At 53.2% G+C, this 16,241-nt stretch carries 17 protein-coding genes; 5 read left to right on the forward strand and 12 right to left on the reverse strand.

What is annotated here, in order from left to right:
* Positions 1-16: 16 nt before the first annotated feature.
* Positions 17-367: a flagellar basal body rod protein FlgB gene (flgB, locus tag INF58_RS02450; protein WP_063450817.1), complete on the reverse strand. Its 351-nt coding sequence runs from the start codon at positions 365-367 to the stop codon at positions 17-19.
* 114 nt (positions 368-481) lie between these two features.
* On the opposite strand from flgB, the gene flgA reads away from it, so the two are divergent.
* The 5 genes from flgA (at position 482) to INF58_RS02475 (ending at position 3,506) form a co-directional block, all read left to right on the forward strand.
* On the forward strand, positions 482-1,231 hold the full coding sequence (gene flgA / locus INF58_RS02455; RefSeq protein WP_227414982.1) for a flagellar basal body P-ring formation chaperone FlgA: 750 nt from the start codon (positions 482-484) through the stop codon (positions 1,229-1,231).
* A 131-nt stretch (positions 1,232-1,362) separates the two neighbouring features.
* Positions 1,363-1,635: a flagellar biosynthesis anti-sigma factor FlgM gene (gene flgM / locus INF58_RS02460; RefSeq protein ID WP_107534593.1), complete on the forward strand. Its 273-nt coding sequence runs from the start codon at positions 1,363-1,365 to the stop codon at positions 1,633-1,635.
* A gap of 2 nt (positions 1,636-1,637) precedes the next feature.
* The gene (locus INF58_RS02465; RefSeq protein ID WP_107534592.1) at positions 1,638-2,075 is read left to right on the forward strand and encodes a flagellar protein FlgN; all 438 of its coding nucleotides are present in this window, start codon (positions 1,638-1,640) and stop codon (positions 2,073-2,075) included.
* Positions 2,076-2,190: 115 nt separating this feature from the next.
* Positions 2,191-2,853 (forward strand): glycosyl hydrolase family 25, encoded by a 663-nt coding sequence (locus INF58_RS02470; protein ID WP_193526917.1) that lies wholly within the window; start codon positions 2,191-2,193, stop codon positions 2,851-2,853.
* Positions 2,850-3,506 carry a glycosyltransferase family 32 protein gene (locus INF58_RS02475; protein ID WP_197711249.1) on the forward strand — a complete coding sequence of 219 codons (657 nt, stop codon included), beginning with the start codon at positions 2,850-2,852 and terminating at the stop codon, positions 3,504-3,506. The genes INF58_RS02470 and INF58_RS02475 overlap by 4 nt, the downstream gene beginning before the upstream one ends.
* Positions 3,507-3,569: 63 nt before the next feature.
* Here the strand turns inward: INF58_RS02475 and INF58_RS02480 are convergent, their stop codons facing one another.
* From INF58_RS02480 to INF58_RS02530, 11 genes are all read right to left on the reverse strand, one after another.
* Positions 3,570-5,648: a glycosyltransferase family 9 protein gene (locus INF58_RS02480; RefSeq protein ID WP_370552640.1), complete on the reverse strand. Its 2,079-nt coding sequence runs from the start codon at positions 5,646-5,648 to the stop codon at positions 3,570-3,572.
* A 92-nt stretch (positions 5,649-5,740) separates the two neighbouring features.
* The gene (locus INF58_RS02485) at positions 5,741-6,991 is read right to left on the reverse strand and encodes a class I SAM-dependent methyltransferase (RefSeq protein WP_193526919.1); all 1,251 of its coding nucleotides are present in this window, start codon (positions 6,989-6,991) and stop codon (positions 5,741-5,743) included.
* 77 nt (positions 6,992-7,068) lie between these two features.
* Positions 7,069-8,007, reverse strand: a complete 939-nt coding sequence (locus tag INF58_RS02490; RefSeq protein WP_193034189.1) for a hypothetical protein — start codon at positions 8,005-8,007, stop codon at positions 7,069-7,071.
* A gap of 26 nt (positions 8,008-8,033) precedes the next feature.
* On the reverse strand, positions 8,034-9,455 hold the full coding sequence (locus INF58_RS02495; protein WP_193526920.1) for a glycosyltransferase family 2 protein: 1,422 nt from the start codon (positions 9,453-9,455) through the stop codon (positions 8,034-8,036).
* 5 nt (positions 9,456-9,460) lie between these two features.
* Positions 9,461-9,910 (reverse strand): flagellar export protein FliJ, encoded by a 450-nt coding sequence (fliJ, locus tag INF58_RS02500; protein ID WP_226848238.1) that lies wholly within the window; start codon positions 9,908-9,910, stop codon positions 9,461-9,463.
* Positions 9,911-9,913: 3 nt separating this feature from the next.
* Positions 9,914-11,233 carry a flagellar protein export ATPase FliI gene (fliI, locus tag INF58_RS02505; RefSeq protein ID WP_193526921.1) on the reverse strand — a complete coding sequence of 440 codons (1,320 nt, stop codon included), beginning with the start codon at positions 11,231-11,233 and terminating at the stop codon, positions 9,914-9,916.
* Entirely contained in the window at positions 11,220-11,978 is a 759-nt protein-coding gene (fliH, locus tag INF58_RS02510) for a flagellar assembly protein FliH (protein WP_063450827.1), read from the reverse strand. The genes fliI and fliH overlap by 14 nt, the downstream gene beginning before the upstream one ends.
* Before the next feature lie 3 nt (positions 11,979-11,981).
* Positions 11,982-13,007: a flagellar motor switch protein FliG gene (locus tag INF58_RS02515; RefSeq protein WP_107534585.1), complete on the reverse strand. Its 1,026-nt coding sequence runs from the start codon at positions 13,005-13,007 to the stop codon at positions 11,982-11,984.
* Entirely contained in the window at positions 12,976-14,667 is a 1,692-nt protein-coding gene (gene fliF / locus INF58_RS02520) for a flagellar basal-body MS-ring/collar protein FliF (RefSeq protein ID WP_193526922.1), read from the reverse strand. Before fliF ends, INF58_RS02515 begins: the two co-directional genes overlap by 32 nt.
* A 10-nt stretch (positions 14,668-14,677) precedes the next feature.
* Positions 14,678-15,046, reverse strand: coding sequence for a flagellar hook-basal body complex protein FliE (gene fliE / locus INF58_RS02525; RefSeq protein ID WP_193526939.1), 369 nt, complete (start codon positions 15,044-15,046; stop codon positions 14,678-14,680).
* Between the two features lie 18 nt (positions 15,047-15,064).
* On the reverse strand, positions 15,065-16,096 hold the full coding sequence (locus INF58_RS02530) for a sigma-54-dependent Fis family transcriptional regulator (RefSeq protein ID WP_193526923.1): 1,032 nt from the start codon (positions 16,094-16,096) through the stop codon (positions 15,065-15,067).
* Between the last annotated feature and the right edge of the window lie 145 nt (positions 16,097-16,241).

The raw sequence follows: 16,241 nt of genomic DNA on the forward strand, positions 1-16,241 counted from the left end.
CGTTACCTGTTCTGGATTACTTGCCTTCAATGGCCTTTTTCAGGCCCGTGAATTTCATGTTTAAAAAAGCCAGGCTCATCTGATAGTCCTGCGTGTTTTTGGCAAATTCAGCCTGCTCGACATTCAGTGACACGGTGTTTCCGTCTGACGAGGGCTGATACGGCACGCGATACATCTCCTGCGGCGAAGACGGCAGGGAAAAACTTGACCGCGACCGTTGCATCTCTGCGGCAAAGTCAATATCTTTAGCCTGGAAGTTGGGGGTATCGACGTTTGCCAGATTGGCTGATAGCAACTCTGCTCGGGAAAGTCGAAGCGCTACAGCCTGTGGATGAACGCCCAGGGCTTTGTCAAAAGTTATACTCACAATTCACTCCCTCTGATGCTAAACCTGCACGATGCACAACAATGAAAGCAATAATCGTGCCAAGGTTGCAATTCCATGATTTATATAAGATTTAAAGAATTTTTCACCCAAAGTATGAAGCGGCATTTCCGCTTATTCGCTGCACTGCCGCTGCTTATCACTGACCTTTCAACTGCCTCGGCTAACGATACGGCGCCCCTCAGCGCCCGTAAGCAAATCTATGCAGCCGCTCAGAGCCATACGGCATCGCTGATTCGTCAGGAGGCCCGGCGGAAACGCTGGCCCGACTATCAGGCAAAGATGAACATCTTTATTCCCGCCGAAGCATCGCAATATCGCTCATGCAGTCAGAAACTCGCGGTATCCCATTACGGCGGTGAAAACCCTGACTTCTACCGTCTGCGTCTCAACGTGAGCTGCAACGATCGTCAGGGGTGGGAGACCGCCGTGACGGTGAAGCCGGATATCTACCTGCCGGTAATCATTGCTAAAACCGCCCTTGAGCGAGATCAGGTGCTCAGCGAGGAAGACGTCACGACAAAAAAAATCAACATCAACAGCACCCGCGGGGAGTATCTGACGCAGGTAGATGATGTTGTCGGCATGACGGTGAAACGCCGCATCCGCGATCGCCAGCCCATCACAAAACATCAGTTAGACATGCCGTTGCTCGTCGAGCGCGGCCAGCGCGTGATGATGGTGGCGGTACAAAATGGCGTGGAAGCGCGCACGGTTGGCGAGGCCATGAAGAAAGGACGTAAAGGCGAGACCATTAAGGTCAAAAACCAGAGCAGCGGAAAGGTCGTGACCGCCGTTGTGACGGAGAGAGGCGTTGTGCAAACGGTTAACGATTCCACCCTATAAAAATCTTTCCGCCGCGTTTAAGTTTTCGCTTTCGCAGGCCGCTTATTTCCTGCAATGGCAGAGGAAATCAGGCTTCCGCAGAGCAAGATTCATGCGCAACCACAACGAAAGAAGAAAATGAGGGCAAAGCGATGAAAATTTCAACAACACAATTCAACCTGGCCACCGCGATTAATAAGGCCAGCAGCGCAGAACAAACGCCTACCGTGGCACAGGAAGGTTCAGCTGTGGTTCGCAGCGCCGCTATCGACCCGGTCCTTGGCGAAGCGCAGACCCAGCTTAGCGCACTGCCGGAAGTTGACATGGCGCGCGTCGCCGAAATGAAAGATGCCATCAGCAGCGGCAAAATCAGTATTGACGTTGATTCGCTGGCGACGGCTATGCAGAAGTATTACCAGAGGTAACTATGACTAACGCCGCACAGCGCGTTAAAGCCCTGATTCAGGGTATGACCGAAGACAGAAAACACTACCAGACGCTAGGCGAAATGCTCATGGAGCAGCGTCATCATATCATCGCCCGCAATGCTGCATCGCTGGATAGCGTCAACGCGCAAATTATGGCGCTATACCAGCAAATTTCACACAATAGCCAACAACGTCGACGCCTTCTTGAACAGCTCGGCATCACTGCCAGTGGCGAAGGCATGAAAACCCTCATTGCCCGCCTGCCCTCCTCTCATCAGGCCCCCGTCGCGGCCCTGTGGCAGACGCTTCAAAAACAGGTTGAAGACTGCCAGCATCGCAATGAATACAACGGCACCCTGATGAACATGCAGCACGATATTCTGCAAAATTTGCTGAACAGCAGCGAACCGGAAAACTGGCTGTATCAGCAAATATAGTTCTGATAACCGCTACGCAAGAACGTCTGATGAATGTTCATCGCTCAGTACAGGGCAGCAGGTATAAAAACGCTGTCATTTTCTTACTGGTTTAGATTCTAAGGAAACGTTGCACATGGATATCGACTGGTCAGTTTTTGACAAAGTCATTTATATCAACTTAAAAGAGCGTCACGATCGCAAAAACACGATCAAAAAAGAGCTTCGGTCGCTCGGTATTCCGCCCCATCTGATTCACCGCGTTGAGGCAACCCGCCATCTTGTCGGGCAAATTGGACGCGCCCGCTCCCATCTGGCGGCGGTTGAAACGGCAATCTCAGAAGGGTGGGGAAATGTTCTTATTCTCGAAGACAATATGATCTTCGACACCACCGCTGAGGCAAAAGAGCGCCTCAACGCGTTCCTGCAAACGCTGAAGAAGATTGACTGGCACTGCGCCCTCTTAAGCACCCGTTACAGAAAGGTCATCACACTTAAAAGCACGGACCGGATAGTGAAGCCTGTCGACGCGGGCTCCGCCTGTGCCTATGCCGTTCACCGCGATTATCGTGACACCATGCGTGCCTGCTTCGCCACGGCGACGGGATATTTGCTCAAGGGAGGCAGCCCCCATGAATATGCGCTTGAAAATACATGGCTGCCGTTAATGCAGCAGCACCGATGGATCGGTATGTACCCTGTCGCAGGGCATCCCACGCCGGGAATGTCCGACACGGAGGGGTGTGTCGTGGACCATACTGAACATTATTACAAAAAGCTTTCGGTAATAGCATTATGAGAATACCTAAGATCATTCATGTTGTTTGGATCGGCGACGAAACCAAAACGCCGCGAAAGATGATTGATACCTGGAAAAAAAACAATCCCTCATGGACGGTAAAAGTCTGGAATAATGCCGCGCTACGCCAGACTAAATGGATTAATAAAAAGCATATCGACGCGATGATTAAATCAGGCAGGATGTGCGGGGCGGCAGATATTATGCGTTACGAAATTCTTTTTAATCACGGCGGATTTGCGGTGGATGCAGATTCGATATGCCTGCGTCCCCTTGAGGACTGGCTTTTTGACAGCCAGGTCTGCGCCAGCATGGAAAATGAGATCGTCCGTCCTGGCCTTATCGCGAACTGCTTTGTGGCATCAGAGCCACGGTCGGCACTGATGGCTGAATTAATCATGCGGCTTGAGCAGAAAAAAAGCGTCATTTACGATTTGCCGTGGATTGTAACGGGGCCGAAATTCCTGACGGATACCGTCCGGGAACTGGGATACGCGAATATTACCTACTGGCCAAGCCACTACTTTTTACCCCAACATTTTACCGGACAACGATATCTCGGACCGGGGCGTGCCTTTGCACATCAGCTGTGGGGGACGACCAATGGTCTGAATGAAACGCTCTTCGAGATAGACGTTCCCGAGTCTGCGTAATCATCAATAACAGGCAAGACGGCCCGACTAGCATCGGGCCGCACGTCTGAACAGATTCGCCCGTTATTCCGCCGGGCCCGTCTTCTTCTGGACACGTCGATCGAAGAACTTATCTGACGCGATAAAGCGCTGGATGCGCGAATAAAAATCATCGGGCATGAAGCCACTCATGCAGGCATAGGACCTGTTATTGGGGCACCATTCATCAAACTTCTCATTCGAGCCCAGACGATAGGAGCTGGCGCAATGGTAATAGCTACAGGGGATATCCACCGCCAGTGAATTCCAGCCCTGCTCACCGTGACGCCAGGGCAAACGATACTCTCCGGGCACAACCGAATAGAGGGCGCAAATAGCAATATCGGTTGCCCCCGCTAACGCCACGGGTCCGGAATCACAGGCGACAAGCAGTGTAGCCTGGGTCATTAAATAGGCCGTTTCCAGTATCGTAAACCGATCGATGGCATTCACCACGGCAGCATTTTCAATCTCCAGCGCTTTTTTATGGGAGTAAAAGTTGGTATTACTGCCGATCAGCACCACGGACCATCCGTCGTCGACGAAACGCGCGATAAGCGCTTCCCAGTATTGCTGTGGCCAGGTTCGGTTTGGCACGCCTACGTTAGGGTGAACCAAAACGATTTTATCCGCCCCCGTTAAGCCGTGGTCGTTCATAAACGCGTCAACATGCCGCTTATCAAGCGCGTCAAGCAACAGGACAATCGATTTCCTGCTATCGTCGACCGGCTCGCCCCCAAAGGCGTCCACAAAAGAATCAATCTGATGCTTTTTGTCGAGAATATGTTTTACGTGGCTTGGTAAGTGGTATTGCCCCAGCTGCTGCGCAATATAAATGTCTGCCGCCTGCTGTTGAGTAAAGTACTGAGGTTCCCAGAGCTCATCCACCCAGGGGCAGAGCGATAATAGATCGTGATAAATTTTGGGCACGATACAGATAAATGGGCCTTCCAGCCTGTCGCGAAGCGCGTTGAGCGCTCCAGCAGCAAACAGGACATCCCCCATGGACTCAGCCAAAAGAAAGATATGCTTTGTAGAATAGTTACCAGCTATTTTTCTCTGAGTTTCTTTAACATAACGGAAGGTTTTTTTAGCAAAACCATTTAGGGCAAGATAGCGGCCCAGCGTTGCATTTTCTGAAAAATTCTCGTGCTCATGGAAAAATATTTTTTGGATGCTTTTTGCCGGCGCGAGAAAAAGCTCAAAGACCGGGAATCCGTAAACGTTGCGTGGCGCAACGCCTGCCAACAATAAAGATGCAAAAGTGATATTATCATGCAGCGCAATGACATTCGCGCCACTTACGTTTAGCGGAATCGATCCTTTACTATTCAGGATAACGATATAATCAACGCTATCGGCATCAATTTCCTGTTGTAAACAGGCGCCCTTTCCTTCCTGCCCCAGGAGATGCGTTTCACCATCATTAACGAAAAATAATGTTTTTTTCTTTTCGTTCATTTCACGCAATGAATCAAGAATAACATTATCCACGCCCAGCAACCTGAGTGCGCCTGCGGCGGCATCAGCGTTAATGCTGTTAAGCAGTTGGCTCCAGTAACGAAACTGCGGCGCTGCAAAAAACTTTTTATACGTATTCCGGTGGAAATCAGACAGGTAATAGGTTGTGTTTACCAGAGCGTTAAACAGATAATTATAGACTGGGCTCCACTCAGCATTTTGATGCGTAACTTTACGCTTTAACTGCTGCGAAAAGCCGCGCACGTCCAGCCCTTCATAGAGGAGTTTATTAAGCTCTTGTCGAAAAACGGCGTCAACGATGCGCGTCTCATAGAGGCAGAAGGCGAGCCGGAACGCGTGCGCCTTCTGCCTGAAAGCCTGGAGTAGCGGAAAGTTGATCGACTTACCACAGTGGACAGGCGCATGGATCGTGACAGCGTCTGCGTTGATTTTGCAGGCAAATTGAGAAAGAGTATTACACCACTCATCCGTAACGGCGGCCGGGAAATCACATACCATGACATTTTTGTCATTATGTAACCCAGGATACTTTCTTTTCAAAAAGAAAAGGTAATAATCATTCTGACTGACGTTTTTTGCATAATCTATAATCGGGAAAAGATGCCAGGCATCTTCATCCTGAATATATATATTCAACTTCACCAAGAAATTCGACTCCATTCAGTACCAAAGCGTGCGCGCATTGTTATAAACGCCATTTCACATGGCGTTTATAAAACAATTATCGCGACGTGTTAGTCGCCAATTTTTTTAATGACAATTTCGATACCACTCTCTGCAAACGGCGTTCTGGTCTGATCTATGCGCGGAACATTTGTTAAATAGCTCTGATTCAACAGCTCAATCTTTTGAATTTCATACGTTCCATTTAACTTATTGAGCAGGTCCAGAACATTAATCGACACGGGTGACCAGCTCTTCTTTTTCGCTAACGTAAACGTATGTTTGTGATCGAAGTTATAGGTTGAAGGCCAAACGCCTTGCTCATACATATCTTCGTCAGGAATGGTGAGGATCATATGGCCGTTTGGCTTTAAAACGCGGAACCAGTTATTTATCGCGATGGTTGGATCAACCATATGCTCCAGACAGTGTGCAGAATAGACGAAATCAAAAGCATTATCCGGCACATTATACAGGAACTGCGCATCACCCTGTGGCATATCATAAAGCGTAACCGCTTTAATTGACGGGAAAAGCGATTGATAAATACCGATACTGTCGTTGCCTCCGCCAATATCCAGCCCATAGCCAACCAGCCAGCGAGTCGAAAAGCGTGAATCGTGCAGTCGGCGGTTAATCGACATCGACGTGGTGCCCGGCACGCCTGGCGTTACGCTGAACGTCGCGGTCGGATCGCCCGGGAAAATATAAGGAACAAGCACATTTTCACCCCAGGCTTTCGGCCACAAAATGACGTATCCCGTGTCATGCGGCAATAAGTGTATTTCGTGCGTAGCGCTGAAACCATTTAAGAGCTTGATGAAAAGCTCGCGGCTCTCAAAATCATTCTCCGCGATGTCGCCAATCGGCCCCTGATAGACCTCTCGTTCCTTAAGATATATACGATAATCGTCAATAATAACTACGCTGTTGTTGCACTTACCCTGTAGCGCGAGCAATTCATTGAGCAAGGGGAGTTTCGTCTCCTTGTCCCATTTGTCAGTTTTATAGTCCTCATAACCAAAATCCGCGCCGGGGTAATGGGCATCAAGGAAAATTAAACAGCGGTTCTGTTCCAGCGTCTGGTTAACGATGTCGGACTGGATAAAATCCGTACTGTCGGAGAGCGCGACGGAAATCTTCTCATTCTGTATCGCCTGGCTGTGCAGATCGGGATAGATTTCACACGATAGCGCTTTAGAAAAGCCATAGGCGATAGCGGCTCGACACGAGATCCCTTTACCATACCCCGTCTCAATAAAATGGGTGACGCCATAATCAGAGACCAACGTATTTACCGGAAAACGTACAATATTACCCATTCGCGAGTATCCTTTAATGTTGTTATTTGTTTCGTGCCGTTCGGGTGTATTACGCGTAAACGGCAGCGCAGGCGCCACTAAAGAAGCGATAATCCATACAACAGGCTGTAGTCGGGGGTATTTTGTGTTTCCCCTGCCGCATTCTTCAGGTGCCAGTCGCGCAGGGCGCTAACAAGCGGCGCGATATCCTCCTGCGCCAGTGCCTTCTGCTCTGCGCGGAAGGCACACAGCATCTTGAACTGGAATACCTGACGTGCCAGATCTAAAAAGGCCTGACCGTAACTGGCGCAGTCAACGCCGGGAAACACGTCATGATAGAGTGAATAGATAATTAAATTGCGCATGATGTATGGGTTATCGTGGAGGATCGTCGCTTCCCCCCAGGCTGCTTCCAGCTCATGCAATCGGTCGGTCAAGCGGGTTGGCTGCATTACTGACAGCTCGCTCAGCTTCAGCGCTACGCCTATTTTATCCACCATGGGTAAATTCAGATCCAGGCGCATCGTGCCCATCTCTTTTAACGTGGCAATGCGATGCTCATTAATCGGCGGCAGCATCGTGAACTGCTGGGTCAGAACACCCTGCTCTGCTAACAGGCTCAGCTGCGCGCCCATCTCTTCAAGCAGCGCCGGAGAAAGCTCGCCGTTATCGCGATAATGTTGCGCTTTGCTGAGGAGCACGCCTATCCCATACAGGCTTACTTCGAGCGACAGCGCCGGATGAATGGCCAGATTAATGCACTGCTGATTTAACGTTTCGCTCCAGGCTGACAAGGTTTCTTCTGCGCTCGCGGCAATCTTTGCCTCGTGCAGAACAAACGCGTCAGGACTCAGCAGCATTTCATGCGCCGCCGTCTCGCAGCGAATATCCAGGCTATCGCGCTGCTGATTTTTAAACTTCACGCTGCTGTGCGGCCACGCGTCATCGGCATCCTTACAGGTTGGACAGTCGCAGCGGGTCTCACGCGCGTCAAAGCGCAATACGAATTCGGGTTGGTATTGTTCAATCAGTTCCATGTCTGTTCTCTTCCAGCGATAGCGTCTTAAGATTGTTTACGGAAAAACCAGTGGGTGCAGTCGATCACCTTTCCGTTTTGTGGATCGGTCCAGTGCTGTAGGAAGGCGAAGCTCGGGCTAAAGCCGAGCCATATTGCGTCATAACGCATCAGCACCTTCCAGCAGCGGTCCAGGCTCGCCTTCAGCGCTATGGTCTGTTCATAGGCATCCAGCAGTATGGTGTAATAGTTCGCATTTACCGCGTAAGCGCAGGCGCAGCCGGCACTGTAAATACGGGCCACCCCTTGCAGCGACTGGGTCGGAGTGAAGTTGTCATAGCGCCCTCCCAGCAACAGCATCTGCCAGTTGATCTGATCCAAACCGTTGAGCAGCTTATTGATGTTGGTAACCACGTTTTCTTTTCTGACAAAGCGCAGCTTTGCATCAAGCAGCAGCACATTTTTCCAGCCCTGCTGCTGCGCCTTTGCAATCACCTGATAATGCGTTTGCAGCTCGCTATCCTCGGGCGAGCTTCCCTGCGCGTTGGCAACGGTCCAGAGCTGTTCTTCTTTAATCCCCAGGGATTTCAGGTTTTCGCAGCAGGCTGGCAGCTCGGCTTCCTCGAGGGGATCGTAAAGCACGGCAATTTTCTCAAACGCGCTCCAGTTCACCTGGGTGTTGAGCGGCGCGGTGCTCAGGCGACGATAATGAGCCAGAAGGTTGGGATCGCTGACGAAGTCCTCCAGCGTCAGGTCCACCGGCGTGGAGGAGCTGAGCACAAAGTCTTTATCGTACGTATTACTGCTATGTGAGATGCACAGGATCGCCTGTTTTGGGTCAATCTGAAGAACCGGCGCGGTAAAGTCCTTCAGGAATCCCACCTCTTCCGCCAACGAGGCATCGTCAAGGTAGCGATGCTTTTTCAGGAAGTTACGGTGGTAGCCAAAGGTACCGTTGAGCGCATGACGCGGGCCAAACCCGTGGGTCATATAGATTTTGTCGAGATGGCTGTACCAGATGTAAATCCGATCGCTGCCGGAGAACAGGGCCTTATTTACCTGCATCTCCGCAACCTGATGAGAGATTTTATTTGGCGGATAATAGTCATCATCATCAAAGCAGATGATGTATTCCCCTTTCGCCAGGTCGTTGAGGCGGTTACGCTTGTTACCCAGCACCAACCGCTCGGGGCTGTGAATATAGCGCACGTTAGCCTGAGCCGGATCGACCATCATCTCCACGAGATCGGCATTGCTGACGGGCGAGTCGTCAAGAATGATCAGCTCGCGCTTTTCAGCAGGGTAGTCCTGATACTGCCAGATATAGAGCAGGTAGGGCAGAAACTCGCGGCGGTTATAGGTTGGGCAAATAACGCTCACAAACGGCGTCGGCAACGGCTGAGTGCGCTTATTGCGCGCCATAAGCGCGTTAATCAAAGAGGAGTGGGCGGGCTGTTTTACAGTCTTCATAACACTTATCGTTGACGTGTGGTGATCTGCTGCTGGCGCAGCCAGCATTGAGCAGAAATAGAGTCGGTCATTTTTTGTTCGCGGCGATTGTGCTCCTGCTGGCGATCGCGGCGTTTCGCCTCCAGCACGAGCTCAAGGCTCTTCTCGCGCCTGGCTTCGGCCACAAGCGTCCCCTGCATCTTTTGCGCTTCCAGATTTGCCAACGCATGCTCTTGCTTCTGCCAGTCGATAACCCGCTGGATAACGTGCTTATACGTCGACTGGTTACTCATCATCACCGGGCTGTTGAGGTTCGAATTCGCCATGCCGGACGCGAGGGAAGAGAGCGAGTCGATATTTTTCTCGAACCGCTGGCAAAGCTGTTTTTGCGTAGCCAGCTTGAGGCTTAAATCATCGACGGCGCGGGAGCGCATAAGATGCAGCTGTTCTAGCGTTGAAATAAGTTTGCTCATCATTACTTATCCTGCGTTTGCCAGCGCACAGAGATCGCTGATAGTGGGCGCCAGCAATGCCGCATCCTGAACCTCCTGCTGTAGGAAGCCGACGATGGCCGGAGAGAGTCGAACGGCTTTGTCCGCCAGCGCATCGGCGCCGGCAACATAGCCGCCCAGCGGGATCAGCGGTTTGATATTTTGATATTCCGCGTAAAGCTGCTTAACGGTGCGGGCGGCCAGCTGGTGCTCGCGCGCCGTCACCTGGCTCATGCAGCGGCTGATTGACTGGCCTATGTCGATGGCCGGGTAATGCCCCGCCTCCGCCAGGTGGCGTGATAACACGATGTGACCATCGAGTACCGCTCGGGCACAGTCGACGATCGGATCCTGCTGATCGTCCCCTTCCGCCAGCACGGTATAGATCGCCGTCATCGATCCTGTGCTCTCGCTGTTACCCGCGCTCTCCACCAGCCGGGGGATCATGCTGAACGCCGAAGGCGGGTAACCCTTGGTTGCGGGGGGCTCACCCAGCGAAAGCGCAATCTCGCGCTGCGCCATCGCGTAGCGGGTTAAGGAATCCACCAGCAGCAGAACGTCTTTCCCTTTGTCGCGGTAGTAACTGGCAATGGTGTGGCACAGTTCGGTCGCCTTAATGCGCATCAGCGGCGATTCATCCGCCGGCGCGGCAACAATCACCGATTTCGCCAATCCTTCGGCCTGGAGGGAATTTTCAATAAACTCCTTCACCTCGCGGCCACGCTCGCCAATCAGGCCCACCACGACCACCTCGGCCTGCGTATAACGGGTGATCATCCCCAGCAGAACGCTTTTTCCCACCCCGCTACCCGCCATGAGTCCGACGCGCTGGCCTTTACCGATGGTCAGCAGTCCGTTGATGGCCCGCACGCCCACGTCCAGCGGCGACACCACCGGCTGGCGCTTAAGGGGGTGTACCTGGGGAAGCTGGGAAGACAGTAATGTATCCCCGCCGAGCCTGCCTTTTTCATCCAGCGGTTCGCCGAGGCCGTTCACCACCCTGCCCAACCACGCGTCGCCAATCATGATGCCTTCGCTCTTTCCGGCAGGAAAAACGCGCGCGCCAGCAATCAGCCCGGACGGCTGCTTAAAGGGCATCAGGAAGGTGACGTCCCGATCGAAACCGACAACCTGAGCGTCAATCATGTCGAGCTCAACGCTCTCCACGTGGCAGAGCTGGCCTATCGCCAGACGGCAGCCCACGCATTCGAGGAGGATACCGTTAACCCGTACCAGACGACCCGCAACGCGTGCCAGATCAATCTGTTCGATAGAGCGCAGCGCGTGTTCAAAATCAAGATTGCTCATGGCTCTCTTCTGGCAGTAGTTTTTCTTTTAATACGGAAACACACTGGTCGAGACGGTGCTGGCAACCAATGTCCATCTCGGTAGACTCGGTCACTACGCGGCACTCCCCGAGCGCCAGCCCCGGGTCCGCAGCCAGGCCCCACTCACGGGCTTTTTCGGGCTCCGCTTCGCTAATGCGGCGGAACTCTTCAGCGTTGAGCAGGACACGAATCTGTTCGGGCGGCTGCGGCAGGCTGGTCAACGCCTCCTCAACCAGCGCTAAAAGCTGGGTTGGATGGAGCGACAGCTCGCAGCGAATAACCTGCCGGGTGACCTTTTCGACCAGCTGTAGCAGCTCTTCGCGACGGCGCTGCTCGTAATTGTCCAGAAAGCGCTGAACGTTGGCGGTCATCTGCTCGAAGGGTGTTGCCGCCTCAAGAAACAGCTGGCGGGCCTGAAGCGCCCCTTCAGCCTGCCCTTTCGTCATGCCCTCTTCAAAGCCAAGCCGCATGCCTTCCTGGTATCCCGCCTGCTTACCCTCTTCCACGCCCTGCGCAAAGCCCTGGTTCATTCCCTCCCGAAATCCCTCCTCAAGCCGCTGCTGATATTCAGCGGGGTTCAGTGAGACCGGCTCGTTGCCGGCTCCCGGCACGTCGGGCACGTTCACTCCCTTTCTTAACGGAGGGAACTTATACGGCCGCGGCTTTACGTCGGTTGGCCGGGCGGTAAACACGGGCTGCGGCGAAATACGCCGTTTTGTAAACATGGCTTATTCCACCGTTTGCTCTGCGAAGAGCTGTACCTGGATTTCACCCTCATCCACCAGCTGACGCAGCGTTTGCATGATCTCTTTACGCACCTGCTCAATGCGGCTGATCGGCACCGGACCAAGGCGCGTAACGGTGCTTTGCAGCAGCGTTACCTGACGCTTCGGCATAACGTTGAAGATCGCTTCGCGCAGGACCTGCTCGGTTCCCTTGAGCGCCACGGCCCAGTCTTCAATAGGCACTTCGTCTATCAGACGCTGTAGCGTGACCGGAGACTGACGGCTGAGGATAAAGAATTCGTACATTTCGTCCTGAAGCTCTTCAACGACGCTCTCATCGCGTTCACGCAACTGGTCCAACAGCTCCTGCTGATTCTCAGGAATGCGGTTGACGATATCCGCTGCGTGCTTGATCCCTCTCAGCTTCGAACCATGTTCAGAGAGAACGGCAATACCGCGATCGATCAGGCGATCGAGTTCATCAATCACGTCGCGGTTGATGTCGTCCAGCCGGGCAATACGGTAGATAATTTCATCCTGTCGCTCGCGCGGCAGTACGCCGAGCACGCCCGCGGCGATGTCCGGCGGCAGGAAGGCAAGAAACACCGCCTGCATCTGCAAATGCTCATGCTCGATCAGCGCCGCCAGCTGTGGGGTATCAACCCACTGTAGGCGAGCCATGCGGTAGCGGATCTCTTCGCCATAGATGCCGTTGATCACGCTGCGGGAGATCTCGCTGCCCAGCGCCTTCTCCAGAATGCTGCGCAGATAGGAACGCGAGGCGCCGTTAATCCCGCTCTGCTCACTGTAATCAGAGAAGAAATTATTCATGGCCTGCCGCACCTGGCTCATTTTGACATCGTGGAGCCGCGCCATGGTGTCGCTCAGGAGCATCACCTCTTCCCGGTTAAACTTCTGCATTACCTGCGCTGCGGCCTCTTCGCCCACGCTCATCAGCAGGATAGCGGCCTGTTCAAGGGGGCTACGGCCAGCAGAACTATTCATTTGATTTCGCGTTGCTTCGGTCATTGCTGTTAATCCATTGTTTCAGAACCTCCGCTACACGCTCCGTTTCGTTCTGGGCGAGAACCTGTAGATACTCGACTTTGGTTTCCAGACCGGAGCTCTGCGGCGGCAGTTTGTCGTCATTGATATTGAATGCCGCTTTCGGCAGCACAGAAAGTTCATCTTCCTGCGGCGGTGTTTCCGTTGTAACGACAGGCAGTTCCTGCACATCGGCCTCGTGTTCAATGCGTTCGCGTCGTCCCAGGCGCTTAACGAGTGGGCGCACGCCGAACAGCAGCGTCAACAATGCCAGCAGGCCAATCCCCAGGTTTTGTCCCCAGAACTGCATATCAGGATCCTGCCACCACGCCAGCACCTCGGTTTCAACCGGTTTCTGTACGTTGAAGGCCAGCACATCCAGCGTCAGCACATCGCCACGCGTTTTGTCGATGCCCGCCGCGCTCTCCACCAGACGGGTGATCGAAGCCAGCTGTTCCGGGGTCGCGGCGGCCAGCGCCGGGGCTGATTTATTCAGCGCAACGGCCACGCTCAGCTTTTGCAGCTTGTAACCGGGATGGCGGATATGGCGAATATCGCGATCGAATACGTATTTACGCTGTTCCTGACTGCGCGCGGAAAGCTTGCGCGGATCGGAGGACGGGCTGGCGGTCGCGGTATTACCAGCGGTCGCCTCGCCGCCCGCGGCCTGTGCCGCAGCAGCCTGAGGATTCTGGTTAACCGGACGGTTGCTCAGCGACCCCGGGATACCAAACGCCATCTCATTGGTGATGTTCTCCTGGCTCAGCTGCTCGTCGCTCACCTTCGGTTCTTTGCCCAGACGCTCCTGCGTCTCCTCTACGCGGCTTAAATCGACGGTGGGTGCAACGCTAATGCGGAAATTGTCGCTGCCCACCAGCGACGTCAGCAGGCTGGAGACATTTTTGCTGGTATCTTCGCGAATACGCTGCGTCACATCGTTAGCAAGACGCTTTTCGCCGAGGGTGCCATCCTGGCCCTCAATGCCGCTCGACAGCAGGTTGCCCGCCTGATCGACCACGCGCACGCTGCCCGGTGCCATACCGGGCACCGAGCCAGATACCAGCTGGACGATCGACGCAACCTGCTGCTCATCAAGCGTTTTGCCATAGCGCAGCTGAACCATGACCGACGCGCTGCTGTTGGGTTTGTTCGTCAGGACAAACGAGCTGGATTCGCTTAGGCCAAGATGGACGCGCGCATGCTCGACCGGCTGGAGCGCCATAATGCTCTTTGCAAGCTCGCCTTCCAGGCTGCGCTTGTAGCGCACGTTCTGGACAAACTGGCTGCTACCCAGCATCTCCTCTTTGTCCATGAGCTCATAGCCGTCCGGCATGATCGCACTGATACCCTTAGCGGCCAGCGCCATACGCGCCTGAGGAAGTTTGCTCTCTGCGATCAGCACCTGCCCGCTGTTGGGGTCGATACGGTAGGGAATATTTTCCCCCCCCAGCACCTCAACCACCTGTGAGACAGGAATGTTTTCCTGCGCGCCATACAGCGCAACATAGCCCTGGTTGCGGTTCCACAGGGAGGCAACAATAGCGATCGCTAACGCCGCCCCCCCGGCAATCACCCACAGTCGGGTACTCATCAGGCCGGCAGGCAGGGAGAGCGCGGAAAGACGATCTTTGATTTTGTTTAACACGGTACAAACCTTACAGCGGAGTATTCATCACTTCGTCGAGCGCGCTGTTAAGCTTGTTGCGCACCTGCATCATCGCCGAAAAGGCCACGCTGGCTTTTTGGCTCTCAATCATCGCGCCAGCCAGGTCGTCGCTCTGACCCATATCAATGGCGGTCTGCTTTGCGCCCGCGCTGTGCTGTAATGCATCCACCTGATTGATGGCGTTATCCAGCACGCGAGAAAACGAGACGCTATGCGTACCGGCAGAGGCGTTTTGAGCCGGCGCAATGGTTGGAAACGTGCTGATCTGACCGGCAGAGGCCAGTCTGGCCGTTTGCCGCATCTGGTTCAGCAACATCTGCTGCGTGGTTTGCATACCTACAGCGCCTATCTTGTCCATCATTTTTCCTTACAAACTTCAGGAATAGCATTCAATATCAATGCCTTCATCGCGCATCGAGGCAAGGCGGTAGCGCAGCGCTCTCGGCGTAATCCCTAAAAACTCAGCCGTTTTCGATTTGTTGCCTTTATGGCGTTTAAGCAGGTCGATGATGTATTGATACTCCGCCAGACGACCGTGAAGCTTAACGTCCTTAATGGCAGAGCTGCCGCTCTCCTGCTCGCGATAGGCAGGCATAAGATCGACCGCTGGCGTTTCAGGAAGCGGGACGCGGGGTTCAAGACCAAAATCTTGTGCGGTTATCTCTTCCCCGTTACTCAGGATCATGCCCCGCTGAATCACATTCTCCAGTTCGCGGACGTTACCCGGCCAGTCATAGCCCAGGAGTGCTTTACGGGCCTCTTCGCTCAGGCGGATATTGCCCTTGTGGAAAGCGCGATATTTATCAATAAAACGCTGCACCAGCGGCAAAATATCCTGCTTGCGCTCGCGCAGCGGTTGGATATGAATAGGCACAACAGAAATACGGTAGAATAAATCCTGGCGGAAACGACCTTCGGCGATTTCCTGCTGCAAATCCTTATTAGTGGACGCAATCAGGCGAATATCCAGAGGGATACGCTTATGGCTTCCCAGACGCTCAACCTCCTGCTCCTGCAAAACGCGCAATAATTTCGCCTGCAAGGAGAGCGGCATATCGCCAATTTCATCCAGCAGCAGCGTACCGCCATTAGCCTGCTCGAATTTACCCGCCACGCTGGCGACAGCCCCGGTAAAAGCGCCCTTTTCATAGCCAAATAAAATGGCTTCCAGCATGCTTTCCGGAATTGCCGCGCAGTTAACACCTACGTAGGGGGCATCGTCACCGCAAGCGTGCTTATGGATATATTTGGCGATGCACTCTTTTCCAGTTCCTGTTTCGCCGGTAATCAATACCGAAACATTATATTTTGCAACGCGCCGCGCCAATGAAATTACGCCAACGCTGGCAGGTGAAACAGCGACAACGCCATCTACATTACGGTTTTCACGCCCAATGATAATGTTCATATTTTGAGCCCAAGTAATAAAACAATGTAACCAACAGCACGTTAGAAATTTATTAAAAAAATGATAACAAACTTATTTTCCACACTTGCGCTACAAGGAGAAACTAATAAGCTATTAACAATGAAAGAAAACAAATATCTGCGTA

This window comes from Enterobacter cloacae complex sp. P24RS, from assembly GCF_014982165.1.
Taxonomy (GTDB): Bacteria; Pseudomonadota; Gammaproteobacteria; order Enterobacterales; family Enterobacteriaceae; genus Enterobacter; species Enterobacter quasihormaechei.

Excerpts from the sequence above, each read along its gene's own strand:
- flgA (WP_227414982.1), top strand. The coding sequence starts at position 482 with ATGAAGCGGCATTTCCGCTTATTCGCTGCACTGCCGCTGCTTATCACT.
- flgM (WP_107534593.1), top strand. The coding sequence starts at position 1,363 with ATGAAAATTTCAACAACACAATTCAACCTGGCCACCGCGATTAATAAG.
- INF58_RS02465 (WP_107534592.1), top strand. The coding sequence starts at position 1,638 with ATGACTAACGCCGCACAGCGCGTTAAAGCCCTGATTCAGGGTATGACC.
- INF58_RS02470 (WP_193526917.1), top strand. The coding sequence starts at position 2,191 with ATGGATATCGACTGGTCAGTTTTTGACAAAGTCATTTATATCAACTTA.
- INF58_RS02475 (WP_197711249.1), top strand. The coding sequence starts at position 2,850 with ATGAGAATACCTAAGATCATTCATGTTGTTTGGATCGGCGACGAAACC.
- INF58_RS02485 (WP_193526919.1), bottom strand. The coding sequence starts at position 6,991 with ATGGGTAATATTGTACGTTTTCCGGTAAATACGTTGGTCTCTGATTAT.
- INF58_RS02490 (WP_193034189.1), bottom strand. The coding sequence starts at position 8,007 with ATGGAACTGATTGAACAATACCAACCCGAATTCGTATTGCGCTTTGAC.
- INF58_RS02495 (WP_193526920.1), bottom strand. The coding sequence starts at position 9,455 with ATGAAGACTGTAAAACAGCCCGCCCACTCCTCTTTGATTAACGCGCTT.
- fliJ (WP_226848238.1), bottom strand. The coding sequence starts at position 9,910 with ATGATGAGCAAACTTATTTCAACGCTAGAACAGCTGCATCTTATGCGC.
- fliI (WP_193526921.1), bottom strand. The coding sequence starts at position 11,233 with ATGAGCAATCTTGATTTTGAACACGCGCTGCGCTCTATCGAACAGATT.
- fliH (WP_063450827.1), bottom strand. The coding sequence starts at position 11,978 with ATGTTTACAAAACGGCGTATTTCGCCGCAGCCCGTGTTTACCGCCCGG.
- INF58_RS02515 (WP_107534585.1), bottom strand. The coding sequence starts at position 13,007 with ATGACCGAAGCAACGCGAAATCAAATGAATAGTTCTGCTGGCCGTAGC.
- fliE (WP_193526939.1), bottom strand. The coding sequence starts at position 15,046 with ATGGACAAGATAGGCGCTGTAGGTATGCAAACCACGCAGCAGATGTTG.
- INF58_RS02530 (WP_193526923.1), bottom strand. The coding sequence starts at position 16,096 with ATGAACATTATCATTGGGCGTGAAAACCGTAATGTAGATGGCGTTGTC.